The following is a 20934-nucleotide window of genomic DNA, read 5'->3' as shown; positions in this document are numbered from 1 at the left end:
TCTGCGTAGCGATCAGCGCTACAGCCCCCGGATGATCCCGGCATTGATCAGCAGCCGGTTGAGCCGCCGCGCCTCGGCGCCGTCCTTGCAGCCGTAGAAGATGCCTTTGCAGCGGAGCATGATCTGCTTCTGCTCGGCAAAGGAGGGATCGAGCGGAATGCCGGCGGCTTCCTGGATCACCAGCGGGAGATAGGGGCCGTCGACCGTGTCCATCACGGCCTCGCTCTTCACCGGCTCGAAATTGATGGCGTCGATCGCGTAATAGGTCGCGTAGAGACGCGGATCGTAAGCGTCGAGCTTCTTGCCGAGGGCGCCCTCGTCGAGCCCGGGCTCGAGGAGGTTCGGTGCAAACTCGGGCTGATGATCGCCGTAGCGCACGATCAGGAAGGGCTCGCCGGGAAAATTCTTCTTCAGGCCCGCGACAAACGCTCTGTACTGCTCGGCGCTCATCGCCTGCCGGCGCAGATATTCGTCGATGGACGCCACATTATTGCCCGGCGCGCGCCAGTTCGGCAGCAGATCGGGGCGGAAGCGCGTCTCCCAGGGGAAATGATTGGCGCCGAGATAGATGAAAGTGAACAGCGGCTTGTTCGGCGGCTGCTGGCCCATCAGCTGGAGCGCCTTGTCGTAGAAAAAGGAGTCCGGCTCGACGTCCTTGGCGCCGAGATCCTTCGAGTCGAGGAAGCGTTCGACGCCGGTCGTCACCTGAAAGCTGCGCGCGCCCATGAAGCCGCCATAGGCGGGATAGAGCGATAGCGTGTCATAGCCGCAGCGGCGCAGCGCCAGCGGCAGGCCGCGCTCGACGCGGTTTGAGGCGATGCGCGTCACGAAATAGGCGAAGCGGCCGAACGAGCGCGAGGAGAGGCCAGCGAGCACGTTGTATTCGGTGAACCAGCTCGGCCCGCCATTGCTCTCGGCCAGGAACGTGCGCTGCTTGCCGTCAAAGGATTTGAAATGATCGCCATAGCGCGGCGGCACCTTGATGCCCTGGGCAGCGCGAATGTCGAAGCTCGATTCATCATGGACCATGATGATGTTCGGCCGGCGGCCCGCGGGGTGGCAGGCATCCACCAGCGGCATGTTGAGCCGCTCGTTGGTCGAGGCGGCCGACTCCATGAAGCCGTATTGCGCGAAGTCGGAGACCGCGCTGACGCCGGAGCGGAAGAATTTCGAGAGATAGCCGTCATCGTAATAGCCGCGCCAGGCCTCGTCCGGATGATAGAGCGAATAGCCGACCAGTGCGGCAAGACAGGCGAGCGTGGACGCGAACGCCGGCAGGCGGCGGATGCGAAACGGATCGAGCCACCACAGCGCATACATCAGCGGCAGCGTGACGAGGCCGGCCCCGATCACCGACCAGCGCAGGTTCGGGAATATCGTGAACAGGAACGCCACGGTGTCGCGGTCGATCATCATCAGGTCGATGAAGTTGACCGTCATCTGCACGACGTCGTGCTTGAGACGCGACAGCAGCACCAGCACGACGACCATGGTCAGCGACAGCGCACCCGACAGTGCCGGCCGCCGCAAGAGCGTGATCCAGAAGAAATTGAGGATGCCCCAAGCGAGCACGAACGAAAGCCGCGAACCGAAATCGGTCTCGGTCTCGTACATGAGCGCGAGGGCGGCAAGATGCGGCGCGGCAACCGCAAGCAGGCGCCAGATGCCGAGCGCGGCAACGCTCGCCAGCACGGCGGTGGTGGCAGAAGGACCTGGATTCGGCGCGGACGCCATCGACGGCACGCAACTTCTGGTCCGGCGCGATGAATACCCAGCCGTCGGGCCGGCCTGCGGCGTTCGGCGCAGCCGGAAGCCTGCACCGTGTCATAAAACTGTAATTGAATGGTCACGGACAAGCAACGCGTGTCGCGGTCCGACCTTCGCTTAATGTTAGCAGGCGGCGAACAGCCGCACGGCCAACTCCATCCCCTCACCCCGAGGAGCCTGCGAAGCAGGCGTCTCGAAGGGCGAGGCCCGAGTGGGCCTGCATGGTTCGAGACGGCGCTACGCGCCTCCTCGCCATGAGGGTCAGTCAGTTCAGGAGCCGCGGCCCGGCTTCGCGATCCCCGCGATAAACAGGTCGATCACCCCTTCCGCCATCCGCTCGGTCTCGCCCTCCTCCACCCCCCAGCGCGGAAAGTGGCCGTCAAGATTCATCCGGGCAAAGCCGTAGACCAGGGCGCGGCCGGCGATCTGGATGCGCTTGAGATCGACCGACCGCAGCAGACCCTGCTCCGCCGCGTCTGCCAGCATCCGTTCGGTCAGGGCGATCAGCTCGGCATTGTCGCGTGTCAGCTCCGCGGAACTGCCATGAGCGAAGTAGCGCCCCGTCGAGATGATCTCGAAATGCGCGGGGTTGCGCATCGCCCAGCGCAGGTAAGCGAGCCCGAAGGCGCGGAAGCGGCCGAGCGGGTCGGTGGCCGGCGCCTGGTCCAGCGCCACCTCGATCTCGGCGCGAAAGCGCCGCTGCGCCTCCCCGGCCACCGCCGCCATCAGCGCGTCGCGGTTGGGGAAGTGCCGGAACGGCGCCCCCGGCGAAACCGCGGCCCGGCGTGCGGCCTCGCGCACCGAGACTTCGGCACCCTCCGCCGCCAGTTGCAACGCAGCATCGATCAGCACGCGGCGGAGGTCACCGTGATGATAGGGCCGGGCTTCTGGCGTTTGGCGGCGGGCGCGCGGCTTGGACGGCTGTCGGGCGGGCATGGCGCTTCCTAGCATCACCTCAACGTGAATGTAAGCATCGATTACACCGTTGACGACTTCGTCAGCCTGAAATGTAATCGATGCTTACATTAAGGAGGAGACCGCCATGTCACAACGCCAAAACTGGTTCGAGGGCTGGCGGCTGCTCGCCGTGCTCACCCTGAGCCTGATCGCGCTCAGCCTGTGGATCGCGTCGATGCGGCAGTTCGAGGTCGAGGGCGTACGGATGGTGATCCGTTTCACGGCGCGAAGCTCGCTGCTGCTGTTCTGCCTTGCCTTCAGTGCTGCGGCGCTCGCACGGCTGTGGCCTAACGCCTGGACCCGCTGGCAGCGCCGCAACCGTCGCTATCTGGGCTTGAGCTTTGCGGCCTCCCACGCCATCCACGCAGGCGCGATCGTTGCCTTCGCCAAAATGGACCCGGCCGGCTTTGTGGAGGCGACTTCGGCCGCGTCCTACATCTTCGGCGGCATCGGCTATGCATTCATCATCGCCATGAGCGCGACCTCGTTCGACCGCACCGCCGCGCTGCTCGGACCGCAGGCCTGGCGCGTGCTGCACCTCGTGGGCGGCTATTACCTCTGGTTCCAGTTCATGGTGTCGTTCGGCAAGCGCGTGCAGGCGATGCCGCTCCATGCCGCCTTCCTCATTCCGTTGTTCGCCGTGATGGCGCTGCGGCTGATCGCGATGGCCGCCCACCCCCGCCGACGGACGGCCGAAGCGAGCTGAACGTCGATCAGCCCTGCGGCAGGAACCCCAGGCGCTTTGCGATGATGCGATCAACCGTCCGTTTCGGCAGCAATGCGCCGACCAGATGGCGCAACGGATCCGGCGTGATCTGGTAGCGCACCTTGGGGCTCGCGGCGGTCAGCGCCTCGAACACGATTTCGGCGATCCGCTCGGCCGGCAGGCCCTTCGCACCGAGGTCCATCATGAACGCCATGACCTTGTTCAGCGCCGGCAGATAGGGCGAGTTCTGGTAGACGGAGAGATCGATCTCTTCGGCCTTGCTCCAGATCGGCGTCTTCACTGCGCCTGGGGCGACGATGATGACGTCGATCCCGAACAGCATCAGCTCACGCCGCAGGCTCTCCGACAGGCCTTCGATGGCGTGCTTGGAGGTGCAGTAAGGCGCCGACAGCGGATTGCCGTTCTTGCCGGCGACCGAGCTGATCATCACGATCCGCCCCTTCGGCCCCTTCAGCGATGGGTCCGCGCCGAGCAGCGGCCCAAAGGCTTGCGTCGCGATGACCGGGCCGATGACGTTGATGTCCATCTGGCGGCGGAAATCGTCGACCGACAATTCCAGGACCGGCCCCGCGACCGCAATGCCGGCATTGTTGACGAGCCCCGCCAGCGTGTCGCCAGCCAGCGCCTCGCGAACCTGGCGCGCAGCGGCGAGCACGGCGGCCTCGTCGGTAACGTCGAACAGGAGCGGCGTGAAGTTCGCGCCGAACTCACCCCTGAGCCGGTCGGCGTCGGCCTGCTTGCGGACGCTGCCGAAGACGCGGTAGCCGCGCCCGATCAGAAATTTCGCAATGGCCCAGCCGATGCCGGTGGACGCGCCGGTGACGACGACAGATCGCATAGACCCCTCCCCCTCAAGTTCCCGCGATCATGGAGAGAAGGATGTGTCAGCGCAATGCCACCAACGCTCAAAGGGACGTCGCGGGTGTCGATTCTTAAGATGAAGCGGCGCGCGAACTTCGCGACATGAGATTGATTGCGCCCTGAAGATGCAGATGAAGATCCGAATCCTCGATCTTGAAGACGCTGGGCTTTTGGCGATCGCGAGCTTCTGGAGAAGTTATGAAAACGACGCGAGACCAAGAATGTGGTTTAAGCGTCAGTTCTTCGCGCTCAGAGGGCATGTCAGCTCGCGAAGAATTTGAATGAAGCCGCAATGCTTCGCGCGAGATGAAAGGAGCGAGACCGCCGTTCGCGATCTCGCTCCGATGTAGTCGAGAAGGTTTAAAATTTGGTTTGGCGAGCGAAGCTTGTGTTTCGCTCGTCATTCCGGGGCGCGACGAGGTCGCGAACCCGGAATGACGGCGCAGCCGTCAGTTCTTGCTCTTGTCGACCAGCGCGCCCTTCTTGATCCAAGGCATCATGTCGCGGAGCTTCGCGCCGACTTCCTCGATCGGATGCGCGGCGAGCTTGGCGCGGGTCGCCTTGAACGAGGTCTGGTTGACCTTGTTCTCAAGCATCCAGTCGCGGGCGAACTTGCCGCCCTGGATGTCGGCGAGAACGCGCTTCATCTCGGCCTTGGTCTCCGCGGTGACGATGCGCGGACCGGTGACGTACTCGCCGTACTCCGCGGTGTTGGAGATCGAGTAGTTCATGTTGGCGATGCCGCCTTCATAGATCAGGTCGACGATCAGCTTCACTTCGTGCAGGCACTCGAAATAGGCCATCTCCGGGGCGTAACCGGCTTCGACCAGGGTCTCGTAGCCGGCCTTGATCAGCTCGACCAGGCCGCCGCAGAGCACGACCTGCTCGCCGAACAGGTCGGTCTCGCACTCTTCCTTGAAGGTGGTCTCGATGATGCCGGCACGACCGCCGCCGACGGCGGAGGCGTAGGAGAGGCCGAGGTCATGGGCGTTGCCCGAGACGTCCTTGGCGATCGCGATCAGGCAGGGCACGCCGCCGCCGCGCTGATATTCCGAACGCACGGTGTGGCCGGGGCCCTTCGGCGCGATCATGAGCACGTCGAGGTCGGCGCGCGGGTCGAGCAGGTTGAAGTGGACGTTGAGGCCGTGCGCGAACACGAGGGCGGCGCCCTTCTTCATGTTGTCGTGCAGGTGCTCGCGATAAATGTCGCCCTGGAGCTCGTCCGGGGTCAGCATCATGACGAGGTCGGCCCATTTGGCGGCTTCGGCGACTTCCATCACCTTGAAGCCGGCGGCTTCCGCCTTCTTGACCGAGCCCGAGTCCTTGCGCAGCGCAATGGCGACGTCCTTGACGCCGGAGTCCTTGAGGTTGAGCGCATGGGCGTGGCCCTGGCTGCCATAGCCGACGATGGCGACCTTCTTGCCCTTGATCAGGTTCAGGTCGGCGTCGCGATCGTAATAAACACGCATAGTCGTTTCCTCGTTCAGGGCCAGAATCGGCCAAAGGTCAGTGTCCGAAGGGTGAAATTTGCGGATTTCGGGGGCTGTCTAGAGCATTTTCAGCCCCTAGGGAAACCCGTTTCTGCATGGAAATCCGCGACATCATGCATCCATGAAAACGGGGTAGAGGGAGGCGAGCAGCAGGAGCGCCATCACGATATTGAAGGCGCGGACCAGCCGCTCCGAGGTCAGTACCGGTCGTAGTGCAGTGCCGAACAGGGCCCAGACCACCGTCGAGACCGTGCCGACGAGCAGGCTGATCAGGGTCTGGATCGCGATGTTCAGGGGGAATTGGGCGATGGCGGCATAGGCGGTGATGGTGCCGATCACAATCACCCAGCCCTTGGCGTTGATCCACTGGAACATCGCCGCGCCCCAGAAGGTCATCGGGCCGCGGCCGTCCTCCTCGCCCCGCTTGGCCGGCCCCGAGAAGGCGATCACCGCGGCGAGGTAAATCAAGTAGGCGGCGCCGGCATATTTCAGGATGGTCTGGAGGATCGGATAGGCCAGAAACACCGTGCCGAGCCCGAGGCCGACGGCGCCGACCATGAAGGCGAAGCCGATCGTGATGCCGGCGATATGCGGGATGGTGCGGCGGAACCCGTAAGTCAGTCCCGACGACAGCAGCATGATGTTGTTCGGCCCCGGCGTGAAGAACATCACGAGGGCGAAGATGATGAAGGCATAGAGCAGCGACTGGGACATGCTCACCTCACGCGGTCTTCGGCAGCGGCTGCGGGCGTCTCGCCAGCACCATCACCGCGATGCCGCCGATGACCGTCAGCATCCCGGCCAGCCGCAACGGGCCGAACTTCTCGCCAAACACGATGCTGGAAGCAGCCGAGCCGACGAACGGCACCAGCAGCGCGAACGGCACCACTTGCGCTGCGGGATAGTCACGCAGCAGCCGGCCCCACAGCCAATAGGCGATGCTGGTCGAGATGGCGCCGATCGCCAGCAGGCAGACGAGGCCAGTCGGCGACATATGGATCAGCGACTGGAAGGTCGGCGCCGGCCCGTTGACGACCAGCGCCAGCGCGAACAGCGGCACGGCGGCGGTCAGGCAGAGCCAGGCGAACAGGTCGAACATCGGCGCGCCACGGGCGCCGCGCAGCAGGAGATTGCCGACGGCAAAGCAAATCGGGGCGATCATCAGCACCGCGAAGGCACCAACGCTGAAATCGTAACCGACGGTACCGCAGATCAAGAGCAGGCCGACTGCGGCGACGACGATGCCAAGGGTCTGCACCGGCGTCGGCCGCTCGCCGAATGCGATCGCGGCAAAGCCGATGGTGAACAGCGCCTGGCTCTGCACGACGACGCTGGTGAGCCCCACCGGCACACCGTGCGCGATGCCATAGGCTTGGCTCAGGAACTGGCCGAGGAACAGCGTAAAGCTGATCGCGATCAGCAGCGACCAGGCGATCTTCGGCTTGGGAATGAACAGGCACGGCACCGCGGCAATGGTGAAGCGCATCGCCGTCATCAGCTCCGGCGAAAGTTCGTCGAGCGCGATCCGGCTCGCCACGAAGGCAAGCCCCCAGATGACCGCCACCAGAATGGCGATGAGGATATCGGCCGGCTTCATTGTTGTTCTCGGTTCTGCTTTGTCGTGCAGCCCTGTTTGTTGTTCTGTTCTAGCCTTGCTCGCCGGCTTTCGGTTTCCGCAGCAGATAAGTACCGTGCATGGGCGCGTGGTAATCGACCGAGACCAGCGTGAAGCCGACATCGGTCAGCAACCGCTCCATCACCCAGCCGAAGGTGGAATATTCGTCGCGCATGTGCGTGACGACGCTTTCGCGCGAAAAATCGTGGTTCTTGATATGGAAGTCGGCCCATTGCTCGACGTCGCGCTCGATGGCGTCGGGCATCGAGGCGTAGACGATGTCGCGCAGATAGAAGCTCGCGCCCGGCTTCAATGCACGGTAGATCCGCGACATCGCCACCGCCTTCCAGAAATCCGGCAGATGGTGCAGCGTGAACTCGCTGACGATCAGATCGTAGGATTCCGGGCGGTAGGCGAAGCTGAGCAAGCCGGCGGACTGTGTGCGCACGGGCGCCTTACGGTCGCGGGCGTAGATCTCGGCGAGCGCCAGCATCGCCGGCGAGATATCGATGGCGTCCACCTCGGCACCCATCAGCGCCGCTTCGGTCGCGAGCACGCCGTTGCCACAGCCGATATCCGCGATGCGCCAGCCGCGCTGCACCCCGAGCATTTTCAGCGCGGCGCGCGCCCGCAGATCGGCATCGTCATGGGCGTCGTAGATCGAGGCCACTGCGGGCTCGATTCCCATCCGGTTGCGCTCGTTATAGTACCAGTCGCGCGCCAGCATGGCTCACATCCCCTCAGGCCCGCGGCCAATCGCGGCAACGCCGGTGCGCGACACCTCGACAAGGCCGAGCGGGCGCATCAGGTCGATAAACTGGTTGATCTTGTCCGTATTGCCTGTGATCTCGAACACAAAGCTCTCGGTGGTGGCATCGATCACGCGGGCGCGGAACGCATCCGCCAGCCGCAGCGCCTCGACACGATGCTCGCCCTGCCCGCGCACCTTCACCATCGCAAGCTCGCGCTCGATCGAGCGCTTGGTCAGGGTCATGTCGACGACACGATAGACCGGGATCATGCGGTCGAGCTGGTGCTTGATCTGCTCGATCACCATCGGCGTGCCCGTGGTGACGATGGTGATGCGCGACAGGTGCTTCTGGCTCTCGGTCTCCGAGACGGTGAGACTTTCGATGTTGTAGCCGCGCCCGGAGAACAGCCCGATGACGCGCGCGAGCACGCCCGGCTCGTTCTGCACGAGCACCGAGAGCGTATGCGTCTCGTTGGGATCGTGGCGGTCCTCGATGAAATAGGCGGATGCCGGCTGGTTCATGGTCGTCCCCTCTTGTCTCTCCGTCACGCCATCGCTGGCGCCTCTGCCCCGACCCAACTGCGGAACAGATCGAAATCGATATTGCCGCCGGACAGCACGAGACCGACGCGCTTGCCTGACAGCTTGGTCTTTTCCTGAAGCGCCGCGGCGAGCGCGGCGGCGCCGGCGCCTTCGGCGAGATTGTGCGTGTCGGTCCAGTAGGCGCGGATCGCGGCGGCGACCTCGTCGTCGGAAATCTGCACGATGCGCGCGGCACCCTTGCGGATCAGCGCGAACGCGTCTGCGTCGGGAATGCGCGTTGCCATGCCGTCGGCCAGCGTGTTGCTGGTCTTCGTCGTCACGACCTTGCCGGCCGCGAACGACAGCGCGTAGGACGGCGCTTCGGTCGACTGCACGCCGACGATCTCGGTCTTCAGGCCGAGCAGGTCACGCGCCATGATGCAGCCGGAGATGCCAGAGCCCTGCCCGATCGGCACATAGAGAACATCGAGATCCGGCGCCGTCCGGAACAGTTCGAGCGCATAGGTGGCGACGCCGAGCACGAGATCCGGATGGAACGACGGCACCATGTGCAGGCCGGTAAATTGGGCGCGCCGCTGCGCCTCTTCGGCGGCCGCCTGAAAGTCCTCGCCATGCTCGACGAGCTCGGCGCCAAACGCCTTCATCGCGCGGTTCTTCTCGACCGAGTTGCCGCGCGGCACGTAAATCACTGCCGGCACGCCGTGACGGCTCGCGGCAAAGGCCAGGCTCTGGCCGTGATTGCCGCGCGTCGCCGAGATGATGCCCGGAATGTTCGGCCGCTCGCGCTTCAGCCGTTCGAGATAGACGAGACCCCCGCGCACCTTGAAGGCGCCGATCGGCGTGTGGTTCTCGTGCTTGACGATGACCTGCGTCCCGAGGCGCTCGGCGAGCAGCGGCCAGCCGCGTGCCGGCGTCGCCGGCACCGCCTGCCCCACGATCGCATGTGCGCGCTCGAGCTCCGTCAGGTCGAACATGACGTCACACCAGCGCCTTGCCGCCGGCGAACGCCTTTGCCGTGGCTTCGTCGTTGGCCTGCTCGGGCAACAGCATCTCGTTGTGCGCCTTGCCGGAGGGGATCATCGGGAAGCAGTTTTCGAGCGCCGCGACGCGGCAGTCGAACAGCACCGGACGCTTGACCGAGATCATCTCCTGGATGGCGCCGTCGAGATCAGAGGGCTTGTGCACCTGGATGCCGACGCCGCCATAGGCTTCGGCGAGCTTGACGAAATCCGGCAACGCCTCCGAATAGGAATGCGATAGCCGGTTGCCGTGCAGCAGCTGCTGCCATTGCCGCACCATGCCCATGTACTGGTTGTTCAGGATGAAGATCTTGATCGGCAATTCGTACTGAACCGCCGTCGACATCTCCTGCATCGTCATCTGCACCGAGGCATCGCCCGCGATGTCGATGACGAGGCTGTCGGGATGGGCAACCTGCACGCCGACCGCGGCCGGCAGGCCGTAGCCCATGGTGCCGAGACCACCGGACGTCATCCAGCGATGCGGCTCCTCGAAGCCGAAGAACTGCGCCGCCCACATCTGGTGCTGGCCGACTTCCGTCGTGATGTAAGTGTCCTTGCCGCGTGTCGCCTCGAACAGGCTCTGGATCGCGTGCTGCGGCAGGATCACGTCGTTGCTCTTCTTGTAATAGAGCGAGTTGCGGGCGCGCCACTGCGCGATCTGCTGCCACCAGGCTTTGATGTCGGGCTTCTTCGCTTCCGCCTTGAACACCTGGAGGATGTCGCCGAGGATGTTGCCGCAGTCGCCGATGATCGGCACGTCGACACGGATGTTCTTGTTGATCGAGGACGGATCGATGTCGATGTGGATCTTCTTCGAGCCCGGCGAGAACGCATCGACGCGGCCGGTGATGCGGTCGTCGAAGCGCGCGCCGACGCACAGCATGACGTCGCAATCATGCATGGTCATGTTGGCTTCATAGGTGCCGTGCATGCCGAGCATGCCGAGCCAGTTCTTGCCCGACGCCGGATAGGCACCCAGGCCCATCAGCGTGGAGGTGATCGGGAAGCCGGTGACCTCGACCAGCTCGCGCAGGAGCTTGGTCGCCTCGGGGCCGGAATTGATCACGCCGCCACCGCTGTAGATCACCGGGCGCTTGGCATTGGCGAGCAGCGACACGGCCTTGCGGATCTGCGTCGCGTCGCCCTTCACGCGCGGCGCGTACGAGCGGTGCACGTCCGACTTGCGCGGCGGATGATAGGTGCCGGTCGCGAACTGCACGTCCTTGGGCACGTCGACGAGCACCGGGCCGGGACGGCCGGAGGTCGCGACATAGAAGGCCTCGTGCAGCACCTTGGCGAGATCGTTGACGTCGCGCACCAGCCAATTGTGCTTGGTGCAGGGCCGCGTGATGCCGACCGTGTCGCACTCCTGGAACGCGTCGTTGCCGATCAGATGCGTCGGCACCTGGCCGGAGATGCAGACCAGCGGAATCGAGTCCATCAGCGCGTCGGTCAGCGGCGTCACCATGTTGGTGGCGCCGGGACCGGAGGTCACCAGCGCAACGCCCGGCTTGCCGGTCGAGCGCGCATAGCCCTCGGCGGCGTGGCCCGCGCCCTGCTCGTGCCGGACCAGGATGTGCTGGACCTCGCTCTGCTGGAAGATCTCGTCATAGATCGGAAGCACGGCGCCACCGGGATAGCCGAAAATGTCGGTCACGCCATGATCGATGAGCGCGCGAACGATCATCGCGGCGCCGGTCATCTGGTTCGGATCGTGGCTCTTGTCGCTCATTGTCTTGCTCCGGATGCGCTGTTGTCAGCGGCTTCGTTCGTGTCGGGTTCGGGAAATAAAAAAGGCCCCGAAGAGGGCCCATGCACACCGCCTGTCTTGTGGATGGCAGCTAGCCACCCCCGGCGGTGTGCCTGGGTACGACGGCGATAAGGAGTTTGGTAATAATGTTACGCATGGCAGGTGCCCGGCTTCCCAAAGGTTGCGCGAAACATAACGGTCAAAGCCCGGATGTCAAGGCAATGCGACCGTTCCCGCGCGATTTTGGCAATGTAGCGGTGTTCCCAGGGTTCGGCGAGAGGTAAATTCGGGAACCCGGGTACAAAAGCGCGTCAGCGGAGGTCCCGCTCCGCATTCACGATGGCGGCAAGCCACCCCCTCGCCTCCTCCGGCTTCACCCATTCGAACTCGGGCAGTTGGTGCCGGAACCAGGTGAATTGCCGCTTGGCGTAGTGGCGGGTGTCGGCGCGACCGATCGTGGCCGCCTCGTCCAGGCCGATCTCACCGCGCAGATGCCGGATCAGGGCCGGCACGCCATGGGCTTTCATCGCCGGCAGCAGCGGATCGAGATGTCTGGCGGCGAGCCACTCCACCTCCCTCAACGCGCCGGCACCGAGCATGGCATCGAAACGGGCATCGATGCGGGCATAGAGCTCGTCGCGCTCGGGGGCGAGAAACACCGCGCGAAAACTGTCCTTGGGCAGCAGCGGCGGCTGGCCTTCATGGTGCCAGTCGAGCAGCGAACGGCCCGTCGCTTCGACCACTTCGAGCGCGCGCGCGATCCGGGTGCGGTCGCGCAGGTTCAATCGTTCGGCGGCGCGCGGATCACGGCGTGCAAGTTCCTCATGCAGCGCCTCGACGCCGTTCCGCTCCAGCCGCGCGCGCACGTCCTCACGTATTTCGGCGGGAATAGGCGGCACCACGGAGAGGCCCGCCGTCAGCGCCTTGAAATAAAGGCCCGTGCCGCCGATGAAGATCGGCAGGCGGCCTTCGGCTTTCGCCTCGTCCAGCGCCTTCGTCGCGTCGACCACCCATGCGCCGGCCGAGAAATTCACGGCCGCATCGACGTGGCCGTAGAGACGGTGCGGCGCGCGTCCTTCCTCGCCATGTGTGGGGCGCGCGGTGATGATGCGGAGGTCACGATAGACCTGCATGGAATCGGCATTGATGACGATTCCGCCCGTACTCAGGGCAAGCTCGAGCGCCAGCGCCGACTTGCCGCTGGCGGTCGGGCCTGCGATAAGCACGGCCTTGCCAACATGTCTTCTGCTGACTTGTCCCTCGCTCACGAAAACCTCAAATGTCCCTCGTCGCCACGCTGATCTGCAATCCCGACAATCCCGCGCTCGACAGCACCATCGTCGACGGCGCCCGCGCCGTGCTGCCCCAGGCGCAACCTGCGCACTGGCTGTTTGACGGGGTTGCGGTCGACATTCCCTTCGGCGCGCAGGATAACCTCCAAGGCGACCGTCACGCCATCGAACAGCGGTTGCGCGAGCTTCGCGGCGACCTTCCCATCGACATCGTGGTGCAGCCAGTCGGCTTCCGGCGCAAGAAGCTTTTTCTCGCCGACATGGATTCCACCATGATCGGCCAGGAATGCATCGACGAGCTCGCCGATCTCGTCGGAATGAAGGCCCACGTGGCGGCGATTACGGAACGCGCGATGCGCGGCGAGATCGAGTTCGAGCCAGCGCTGCGCGAGCGCGTCGCGCTGCTGAAGGACCTTCCCGCCAGCGTGGTCGACGAGGTGCTGGCCAAGCGCATCACGTTGACGCCGGGCGGCCGCGAACTGGTCGCGACCATGCGCGCCCACGGCGCCTATACCTGTCTCGTCTCCGGCGGCTTCACGCTGTTCACGCGCGCGGTCGCCGCCAAGATCGGCTTCCAGGAGAACCGCGCCAACGAGCTCGTCGTCCGCGACGGCAAGTTCACCGGCGAGGTCAAGGAGCCGATTTTGGGCCGCGCGGCAAAGCTCGCGACGCTGGTGGATCTGATGGAGTCGTTCGATCTCGACGACATCGACTCGGTCGTGGTCGGCGATGGCGCCAACGATCTCGCGATGATCCAGGCGGCGGGCCTGGGCGTGGCGTATCACGCCAAGCCAGCGGTCGCGGCTGCGGCTGCCGCGCGGATCGACCATGGCGATCTCACCGCGCTGCTCTATGCTCAGGGGTATCGGCGGGACGAGTTCGTGGAGGCTTAGCCTCTCCCGTCGTCAGCACTTGCGGCACGCCCAGCGGCCGTAGGGTGGGCAAAGGCGCTTGCGCCGTGCCCACCACTCTTGTCGCGATGGTGGAAAGATGGTGGGCACGCTTCGCTTTGCCCACCCTACTGGATTGTGCGGCGACTACTGCACGCTCAACGCCACAAACCGCAGCTCGCCGTCGGCGTTGGAGACGAGCAGCAGCACAGACTTCTTGCCGTCCTTCTTGAGCTGGTCGACCCGCTTCTGGATGTCGGCGCCGCTGGAGACGGCCTCCTGCGCGACCTCGACGATGACGTCGCCGGCGGAGAGGCGCTTCTCGGCAGCATCCGAATTGGCGTCGACATTGGTGACGACCACGCCCTTGACGCTGTCCTTGATCTTGTAGCGCGTGCGCAAATCCTTGCTGAGCGCGGCAAGATCGAGACCGAGCGCCTTCTGCGTCACCGGCTTCTCGGGCGCCGGCTCGTCGGTCTTGACCGCGGCCTGCACCTTGTCGGGATCCTGGAGACGGCCGAGCGTGACCTTCTTGGTCTCCTCCTGGCCCTTGCGGATGATGACGACATCGACTTCCTTGCCGACCGCCGTGTCGGCGACGACGCGGGAGAGATCCTTGGGATCCTTGACGTCCTTGCCGTCGAACTTGACGACGACGTCGCCGGGCTCGATGCCGGCGGGCTTGGCCGGGCCCTTGTCATCGACGCCGGCGACCAGCGCGCCGCGCGCGGGCTTGATGTTGAGGCTCTCGGCGATCTCGTCGGTGACGCTCTGGATGCGCACGCCGAGCCAGCCGCGGCGCAGTTCGCCGAACTGGCGGAGCTGATCGACCACGGCGACAACCGTCTTCGAGGGCACGGCAAAGCCGATGCCGATCGAGCCGCCGGAGGGCGAGATGATCAGCGTGTTGACGCCGATGACGTCGCCATCGAGGTTGAACAGCGGACCGCCGGAATTGCCGCGGTTGATGGAAGCGTCGGTCTGGATATAGCTGTCATACGGCCCCGAGGAGATGTCGCGGTTCTTGGCCGAGACGATACCGGCCGTCACCGTGCCGCCGAGGCTGAACGGATTGCCAATCGCGATCACCCAGTCGCCGAGGCGCAACTTGTCGGAGTCGCCGAACTTTACCGCCACCAGCGGCTTCGGCGGCTTGATCTTCAGCACGGCGAGGTCGGTCTTCTTGTCGACGCCAACCAGGTCGGCCTTGATCTTGGTGCCGTCGTTGAGGATGACGTTGATCTCGTCGGCGTCCGCGATGACGTGGTTGTTGGTGACGACGACGCCAGCGGTGTCGATGATGAAGCCGGAGCCGAGCGAGTTGGTCTTGCGGGGCGGGTTGTCACCGCGCTCGCCGCCCTTGCTGCCGCCGCCGGGGCCGCGGCGGTTCTTGAAGAAGTCGTCGAAGAACTCCTCGAAGGGCGAGCCGGGCGGCAGTTGCGGCATGGTGTTGCTGCCGCCGCCGCCGCCCTTGGCTTCGACGGTCTGCGAGGTCGAGATGTTGACGACCGCGTCGATCACCTTCTCGGCGACGTCGGCGATCCCGTCCGGGCCACGCGCAAGGGCCGGCGTGCCGAACGCGCTGAATGCACTGACGGCGAGCGCGGCCAGCCCTAAGCGCAAGCGGGTCGGGGCAATGGTGGCAGCGGTCATTGGTATCTCCAGAGAAAAGGATCAGGCGCCAAGGATTCGCCCCCAAGACTGCGCTCGAACGGGGGGACGGCGCAAGCGCGGAGCTTAACGGGCCTCAAGACCCGGATAATACGGCGAAAACCAGTCTCTCGCCTTCACTTTGGCGTTGGCGTGACGCCTAAATCGGACGGCGCATAACCCAGATCAAGACCAGGCCGGCCACGGCCGAACCGATCCCAACCGCCCGCAGGATATTGTCCGGCGTGGCGATGGCGCTTTTCATGGCCTTGCGCATCCAGTTCGGACTTGCCGCGAACATCAAGCCTTCCAGCACGAACAGGATGCCTAAGCCGATGAGGAAGTCGGCGAACGCAATGGACCTCATCGGAATGGAACCTCCCGTAGTGCTGTTCTTGTCTGGACGAAGGGCGGCAGAACTGCCGCCCTCTGTCTAGCTCACGGCTTCGCCGGCGTCTCGGTTGCCGTCTTGCCGGACGGGTTACCAAAGAACCGGAAGAAATCCGAGTCCGGCCGCAGCAGGAAGCGGGTGTCGTTCGCGCGCAGCCCGTTCTCATAGGCCGTCATCGACCGGTAGAAGGCGAAGAAGTCGGCGTCCTTGCCGTAGGCTTCCGCGAACAGGCGGTTGCGCTCGGCGTCGCCGACGCCGCGGATCTGCTCGGCCTGCGATTTGGCTTCCGCCTCGATCACGGTCGCCTCGCGGTCGGCCTTGGAGCGGATCTCCTGTGCCTTCTGGCCGCCCTGCGCACGGAACTCGGCGGCTTCGCGCTCGCGCTCGGTCTTCATGCGCTGGTAGACCGCCTGGCTGTTCTGCTCCGGCAGGTCGGCGCGGCGGATCCGGACGTCGACGACCTGGATACCGTAGCCGTCGGCCTCGCGATCGAGCTGGTCGCGGATGCGCTGCATCAGCTTCTCGCGGTCGTCGCGCACCACGTTGATGAAGGTGACCTCGCCGAGCACGCGGCGCAGCGCCGCGTTCAGGAGCGTGGTGAGCTGGATGTTGGCGGCCTGGATCGAGCCGACGCTCTGGTAGAAGCGCAGCGCGTCCTTGATGCGGTAACGCGCGAAGGCGTCGACCACGAGCCGCTTCTGGTCGGACGCGATCGCTTCCTGCGACGGGTTCTCCAGATCGAGGATCCGCTTGTCGATGTTGATCACCGAATTCCACGGCGCCTTGAAGTGCAGGCCGGGCGCGGTGACGACGTCGACGGGACGGCCGAACTGCAGCACGATGGTCTGCTCGGTCTGTTGCACCGTGAACAGCGACATGTAGCCGACGATCACGACGAGCAGGAGGGCGAGCAGCGTGACGATACCTGTGACCGGAGACCTCATCGGTTGCCTCCGCTCGACTGCTGACCGGTGGTAGGCGGCCGCTTGGTCGTCAACTCACTGAGCGGCAGATAGGGCACAACGCCCTGGCCCGAGGGGCCGCCGTCATAGACGAGCTTGTCGGCGCCGCCGAGCACGCGCTCCATCGTCTCAAGATAGATCCGTTCACGCGTCACGTCGGGCGCCTTCTTGTATTCCTCGTAAACCTTCAGGAAGCGCGAGCTCTGGCCCTTGGCCTCGGCGACCGTCTGCTCCCTGTAGCCTTCGGCGGCCTGCGTGATCTGCGCCGCACGTCCGCGTGCCTGCGGCACGACCTGGTTGGCGTAGGTCTGCGCCTCGTTCTGCAACTGCTCGAGATTGGCGCGCGCCGCCTGGACGTCGCGGAACGCGTCGATCACCTGCGCCGGCGGGTCGACCTTCTGCATCTGCACCTGGCTGATGAGAATACCGGCGCCGTAGCTGTCCAAGGTCCTCTGGATCAACTCCTGCACGCCCTGTTCGGTAACGTTGCGCGCACCGGTCAGGATCGGCTGGATCTGCGAGCGGCCGATCACCTCGCGCATCGCGCTCTCGGAGACCGCCTTCACGGTGCCTTCGGGATTCTGGATGTTGAAGAGGAAGTCGCCGACGCCGTCCGGCTTGATGCGCCAGAGCACGGTGAAGTCGACGTCGACGATATTCTCGTCGCCGGTCAGCATCAGGCTCTCTTCCGGCACGTCACGAATGGAGCGGCCGCGTCGTGCCGGATCGTCGATCAGCGTCATGCCTATGGAGATCGTGTTGACGCGCAACGCCTTCGGCAGCAGCACGGTTTCGATCGGATAGGGCAGATGATAGTTCAGACCCGGCTGCACGGTGCGGACATGCTTGCCGAAGCGCAGCACGACGCCGAGCTCTTCGGATTGCACCCGGAAGAAGCCCGACAGCAGCCAGAACGCGATGATGAGCAGGACGATCAGCGTGATGCCGATGCCGGAGAAATAGCCGCCCGGCATGATCTGCTGGAGGCGGTCCTGGCCGCGCCGCAGAAGGTCTTCCAGATCCGGCGGCCTTGGCCCGACCGGTTGCGGGCCGTTGCCCCATGGTCCCTTCGGACCCGAGCCCCATGGGCCACCGCCCTGATTCTTCCACGGCATTCGACGCTCTCCTCGGCAGGGTGAAAATCGCCCCCGCCCGCTTTGTCCGGTCCGGCTTTATAGGGGACAGGCAAGTCCCTTACAACGCGGCCCGGGCTGTCCTTCGAGCTATGCTCGGGCACGAAAAAGTCAATGTAAACATTGACGAATGCGGTTAATTGCCCGCCCGCCGACGATATGTCACATAGGAGTAGTCGGCGCTGTCGTCGGGGCCGGCAGGATGCCGGATGCGCCCAACCTCATCCCACTCTGCCTTGTCGATGTCGAAATGCGTGTCGCCTTCGGGACGCGCATGCACTTCGGTGATTTCGAGGCGATCGGCGCGATCGAGCCATTGCCGATAGATCTCGGCGCCACCGATCACCGCGATCTCGGCGACCGAACGCCGCAGGGCATCGCCAAGCGCAACCGCGCCCGCATCGGCAGCCGATGTCGTGACGATGGCGCCATTGGCGCGATAATCCGCATCGCGCGTGATGACGATGTTGGTACGGCCAGGAAGCGGCCGGCGCAGGGTTTCGAAGGTCTTGCGGCCCATGATCACGGGCTTGCCGATCGTGAGCGCCTTGAAGCGCGCCATGTCGGATTTCAATCGCCACGGGAACCCGTTGCCGGCGCCGATGACGCCGTTCTCCGCGATCGCGACGACGAAGATGATCTCCATCAGGACGCGCTCCCTGCAAGTCGTGTCAGCGCGGGGCCGGTGACGCGGCACAGCGTCCAGTCGTCCATCATGACGGCGCCGAGCGATTTGTAGAACGCGATCGACGGCGCATTCCAGTCGAGCACCGCCCATTGCAGCCGCGACCAGCCGTTGTCGACGCACTCCCTGGCGAGATAGACCAGCAGCGCCTTGCCAAGGCCCTTGCCCCGATGCGACGGCCGCACATAGAGATCTTCGAGATAGATGCCGTGACGGCCGCTGAAAGTGGAGAAATTGACGAACCAGACCGCAAAGCCGACCGGCTCGCCGTTCCACTCGGCAATCGCGCAATAGAGCTGCGGACGCTCGCCCAACAGCGCTTCCGCAATCATCGCCTCGGTCGCCTCGACTTCGTGCGAAAGCTTTTCGTATTCGGCAAGCTCGCGGATGAGAGCAAGAACCAGCCCGGCTTCACCGGCGCGCACGCGGCGGATGGTCAACGACATCTGCGCTAGACCGCGACTTCCGCCTTGATGTGCGGATGCGGATCGTAGCCGACGAGCTCGAAATCCTCGTAACGGAAGGAGAAGATGTCCTTCACATCAGGATTGATCCGCATCACCGGCAGCGTCCGCGGCGCACGCGTGAGCTGGAGCTTCGCCTGCTCCAGGTGATTGGAATAAAGATGGGTGTCGCCGAGCGAATGCACGAAGTCGCCGGGCTTCAATCCCGTGACCTGCGCCACCATCATGGTGAGCAGCGCGTAGGAAGCGATATTGAAGGGCACGCCGAGGAAGACGTCGGCCGAGCGCTGATAGAGCTGGCACGACAATTTGCCGTTGGCGACATAGAACTGGAAAAGCAGGTGGCAGGGCGGCAGCGCCATCTTCTCGACGTCGGCGGGATTCCAGGCGGTGACGATCAGCCGGCGAGAATCCGGGGTGCGCTTGATCATGTCGATGACATTGGCGATCTGGTCGATGCTGTGCCCGTCGGCCGTGGGCCAGGAACGCCATTGATGGCCATAGACCGGCCCGAGATCGCCATTGGCATCGGCCCACTCGTCCCAGATGGTGACGCCGTTGTCGCGCAGATATTTGATGTTGGTGTCGCCCTTCAGGAACCACAACAGCTCATGCACGATCGCCTTCAGCGGCAGCCGCTTGGTGGTCAGCATCGGGAAGCCGGCAGACAGGTTGAAGCGCATCTGATGGCCGAACACCGACAGCGTGCCGGTGCCGGTCCGGTCGGTCTTCTCGGCGCCGTCTGAAAGAATCCGCTCGAGCAGGTCCTGATACTGGTGCATGTGCCATTGAGCCTTTGGGGAGGCGGCGAACTTAACGGCGCGCCCCGCGCTACGACAGCAGCGATTCGCTGTTTAACCCCATTATACCCCGAAAAGTGACTGTTCCCGGTGCAAACAACAAGGGGCGGAACTTGCGTCCCGCCCCTCGCCTATCGGCTTGAAAGTGCTCGTTAAGTTGCCGGCTTGAGCACCGGGGTCCACTTCGCGATCTCGTTCTTGACGAGGGTCGCCAGCGCCTCCGGCGTCCGGTCCTTGGGACCCGGAATGACGCTACCGAGCTCGAGCAGGCGCTTCTTCACGGTCTCGTCGTCGAGCGCCTTGATGGCGGCGGCATTCAGGCTCGCAATGATCGCGGGCGAAGTTCCCTTCGGCGCGAACATCGCGTTCCAGGCCTGGGCCTGGAACGCAGGCAGGCCGGCCTCCGCCGTGGTCGGCACGTTCGGCAGCGACGGATTGCGCTCGGCCGTCGCGATCGCATAGGCCTTGATGGTGCCGGCATTGATCTGCGGCACCGCATTGACGATCTGGTCGCACATGTAGTCGACCTGTCCGGCCACCAGCGCATTCATCGCGGGGCCCGTGCCGTTGAAGGGCACGCCGACCGGCTTGATGTCGAGGATCGAGTGCAGGAGCTCGCAGGAGACGTGCGAGACCGAGCCGACGCCGGCATGCGCGGCATTGACCTTCTCGGCGTTCGCTTTCACGTAGGCGACGAACTCCTTGAGGTCTTTCGGCGGAAAGTCCTTGCGCGCCAGGATCAGGATCGGCGTGCCCGCGAGCAGCGCGACCGGCTCAAAATCCTTTTCGGGATGGTAGGCGAGTTTCGGATAGAGCGGCACGGAGGCGGCATGCGTGCCCATATGCCCGGTAATGAGCGTATAGCCGTCATTGGCCGCGCGCGCAGCGCGCGTGGTCGCGGTGGTGCCGCCGGCGCCGACCACGTTCTCGATGATGATGCTCTGTCCGAGCGTCTGCGCCATGTGCCCGGTGACGATGCGCGAAATCACGTCGGTCGGTCCGCCGGCCGCGAACGGCACGATCATGGTGATGCTGCGCGTCGGATAGGTCTGCGCCTCCGCCGGTGCGACAAAGCCGCACAACGATGCGAACGCTGCGGCACATGCGCCCGCAAGCGCGCGAATGGAAGTCATCTCGATCCCCTCGGACGTAAAACAAAAATGCCGGCCACAGGGCCGGCATTT

Annotated in this window: 21 protein-coding genes; 2 read left to right on the top strand and 19 right to left on the bottom strand. The window is 64.6% G+C overall.

The features are described 5' to 3' along the window. Window positions 1-18: 18 nt before the first annotated feature. Both CT676_RS06570 and CT676_RS06565 read right to left on the bottom strand, forming a co-directional pair. Window positions 19-1734 (bottom strand): sulfatase-like hydrolase/transferase, encoded by a 1716-nt coding sequence (locus CT676_RS06570; RefSeq protein ID WP_071910536.1) that lies wholly within the window; start codon window positions 1732-1734, stop codon window positions 19-21. 303 nt (window positions 1735-2037) lie between these two features. Then, window positions 2038-2703 carry a TetR/AcrR family transcriptional regulator gene (locus CT676_RS06565; protein ID WP_085399720.1) on the bottom strand — a complete coding sequence of 222 codons (666 nt, stop codon included), beginning with the start codon at window positions 2701-2703 and terminating at the stop codon, window positions 2038-2040. Between the two features lie 106 nt (window positions 2704-2809). Here CT676_RS06565 and CT676_RS06560 point away from each other — a divergent pair, with 106 nt between their 5' ends. Beyond that, window positions 2810-3430, top strand: a complete 621-nt coding sequence (locus CT676_RS06560; RefSeq protein ID WP_135214121.1) for a hypothetical protein — start codon at window positions 2810-2812, stop codon at window positions 3428-3430. A 7-nt stretch (window positions 3431-3437) separates the two neighbouring features. Here the strand turns inward: CT676_RS06560 and CT676_RS06555 are convergent, their stop codons facing one another. The 9 genes from CT676_RS06555 to miaA all read right to left on the bottom strand — a co-directional run bounded on the left by CT676_RS06555 (window position 3438) and on the right by miaA (window position 12751). Continuing rightward, complete coding sequence (locus tag CT676_RS06555; RefSeq protein WP_085399722.1) at window positions 3438-4289, bottom strand: SDR family oxidoreductase; 852 nt, start codon at window positions 4287-4289, stop codon at window positions 3438-3440. A 472-nt stretch (window positions 4290-4761) separates the two neighbouring features. Then, the gene (ilvC, locus tag CT676_RS06550) at window positions 4762-5781 is read right to left on the bottom strand and encodes a ketol-acid reductoisomerase (RefSeq protein ID WP_071910530.1); all 1020 of its coding nucleotides are present in this window, start codon (window positions 5779-5781) and stop codon (window positions 4762-4764) included. Window positions 5782-5913: 132 nt separating this feature from the next. After that, window positions 5914-6516 (bottom strand): LysE family translocator, encoded by a 603-nt coding sequence (locus CT676_RS06545; protein WP_085399752.1) that lies wholly within the window; start codon window positions 6514-6516, stop codon window positions 5914-5916. 7 nt (window positions 6517-6523) lie between these two features. After that, entirely contained in the window at window positions 6524-7399 is an 876-nt protein-coding gene (locus CT676_RS06540; protein ID WP_085399723.1) for an EamA family transporter, read from the bottom strand. Window positions 7400-7448: 49 nt separating this feature from the next. Next, window positions 7449-8144: a class I SAM-dependent methyltransferase gene (locus CT676_RS06535; RefSeq protein WP_135214120.1), complete on the bottom strand. Its 696-nt coding sequence runs from the start codon at window positions 8142-8144 to the stop codon at window positions 7449-7451. Between the two features lie 3 nt (window positions 8145-8147). Further along, window positions 8148-8690 carry an acetolactate synthase small subunit gene (gene ilvN, locus CT676_RS06530; protein WP_014493064.1) on the bottom strand — a complete coding sequence of 181 codons (543 nt, stop codon included), beginning with the start codon at window positions 8688-8690 and terminating at the stop codon, window positions 8148-8150. A 23-nt stretch (window positions 8691-8713) separates the two neighbouring features. Next, complete coding sequence (locus tag CT676_RS06525) at window positions 8714-9685, bottom strand: threonine dehydratase (protein ID WP_085399725.1); 972 nt, start codon at window positions 9683-9685, stop codon at window positions 8714-8716. 4 nt (window positions 9686-9689) lie between these two features. After that, window positions 9690-11465: an acetolactate synthase 3 large subunit gene (locus tag CT676_RS06520; protein ID WP_063981624.1), complete on the bottom strand. Its 1776-nt coding sequence runs from the start codon at window positions 11463-11465 to the stop codon at window positions 9690-9692. Window positions 11466-11794: 329 nt separating this feature from the next. Beyond that, window positions 11795-12751 (bottom strand): tRNA (adenosine(37)-N6)-dimethylallyltransferase MiaA, encoded by a 957-nt coding sequence (miaA, locus tag CT676_RS06515; RefSeq protein WP_085399726.1) that lies wholly within the window; start codon window positions 12749-12751, stop codon window positions 11795-11797. A gap of 11 nt (window positions 12752-12762) precedes the next feature. Here miaA and serB point away from each other — a divergent pair, with 11 nt between their 5' ends. Continuing rightward, window positions 12763-13668 carry a phosphoserine phosphatase SerB gene (gene serB, locus CT676_RS06510; RefSeq protein ID WP_085399727.1) on the top strand — a complete coding sequence of 302 codons (906 nt, stop codon included), beginning with the start codon at window positions 12763-12765 and terminating at the stop codon, window positions 13666-13668. Between the two features lie 144 nt (window positions 13669-13812). On the opposite strand, the gene CT676_RS06505 is transcribed toward serB, so the two are convergent. From CT676_RS06505 to CT676_RS06470, 8 genes are all read right to left on the bottom strand, one after another. Next, on the bottom strand, window positions 13813-15318 hold the full coding sequence (locus CT676_RS06505) for a Do family serine endopeptidase (protein WP_071910517.1): 1506 nt from the start codon (window positions 15316-15318) through the stop codon (window positions 13813-13815). A gap of 157 nt (window positions 15319-15475) precedes the next feature. Continuing rightward, the gene (locus tag CT676_RS06500) at window positions 15476-15682 is read right to left on the bottom strand and encodes a DUF2065 domain-containing protein (RefSeq protein WP_025038031.1); all 207 of its coding nucleotides are present in this window, start codon (window positions 15680-15682) and stop codon (window positions 15476-15478) included. A gap of 71 nt (window positions 15683-15753) precedes the next feature. After that, a complete protein-coding gene (locus CT676_RS06495) occupies window positions 15754-16650 on the bottom strand; it encodes a protease modulator HflC (protein WP_063981620.1) in 897 nt (298 codons plus the stop codon). Continuing rightward, complete coding sequence (gene hflK / locus CT676_RS06490) at window positions 16647-17783, bottom strand: FtsH protease activity modulator HflK (protein WP_063981619.1); 1137 nt, start codon at window positions 17781-17783, stop codon at window positions 16647-16649. Before hflK ends, CT676_RS06495 begins: the two co-directional genes overlap by 4 nt. Window positions 17784-17937: 154 nt before the next feature. Then, the gene (locus CT676_RS06485; RefSeq protein ID WP_085399728.1) at window positions 17938-18447 is read right to left on the bottom strand and encodes a dihydrofolate reductase; all 510 of its coding nucleotides are present in this window, start codon (window positions 18445-18447) and stop codon (window positions 17938-17940) included. Continuing rightward, entirely contained in the window at window positions 18447-18932 is a 486-nt protein-coding gene (locus tag CT676_RS06480) for a GNAT family N-acetyltransferase (RefSeq protein ID WP_085399729.1), read from the bottom strand. The genes CT676_RS06485 and CT676_RS06480 overlap by 1 nt, the downstream gene beginning before the upstream one ends. A 5-nt stretch (window positions 18933-18937) precedes the next feature. Then, on the bottom strand, window positions 18938-19732 hold the full coding sequence (locus CT676_RS06475; protein ID WP_085399730.1) for a thymidylate synthase: 795 nt from the start codon (window positions 19730-19732) through the stop codon (window positions 18938-18940). Between the two features lie 170 nt (window positions 19733-19902). After that, window positions 19903-20883: a tripartite tricarboxylate transporter substrate binding protein BugD gene (locus CT676_RS06470; protein ID WP_071910509.1), complete on the bottom strand. Its 981-nt coding sequence runs from the start codon at window positions 20881-20883 to the stop codon at window positions 19903-19905. Between the last annotated feature and the right edge of the window lie 51 nt (window positions 20884-20934).

The sequence above is a fragment of the Bradyrhizobium sp. MOS001 genome, assembly GCF_004634465.1.
GTDB lineage: Bacteria > Pseudomonadota > Alphaproteobacteria > Rhizobiales > Xanthobacteraceae > Bradyrhizobium > Bradyrhizobium barranii.
The sequence above is the reverse complement of the archived record's forward strand: the minus strand, read 5'-3'. Positions and strand labels throughout refer to the sequence as shown.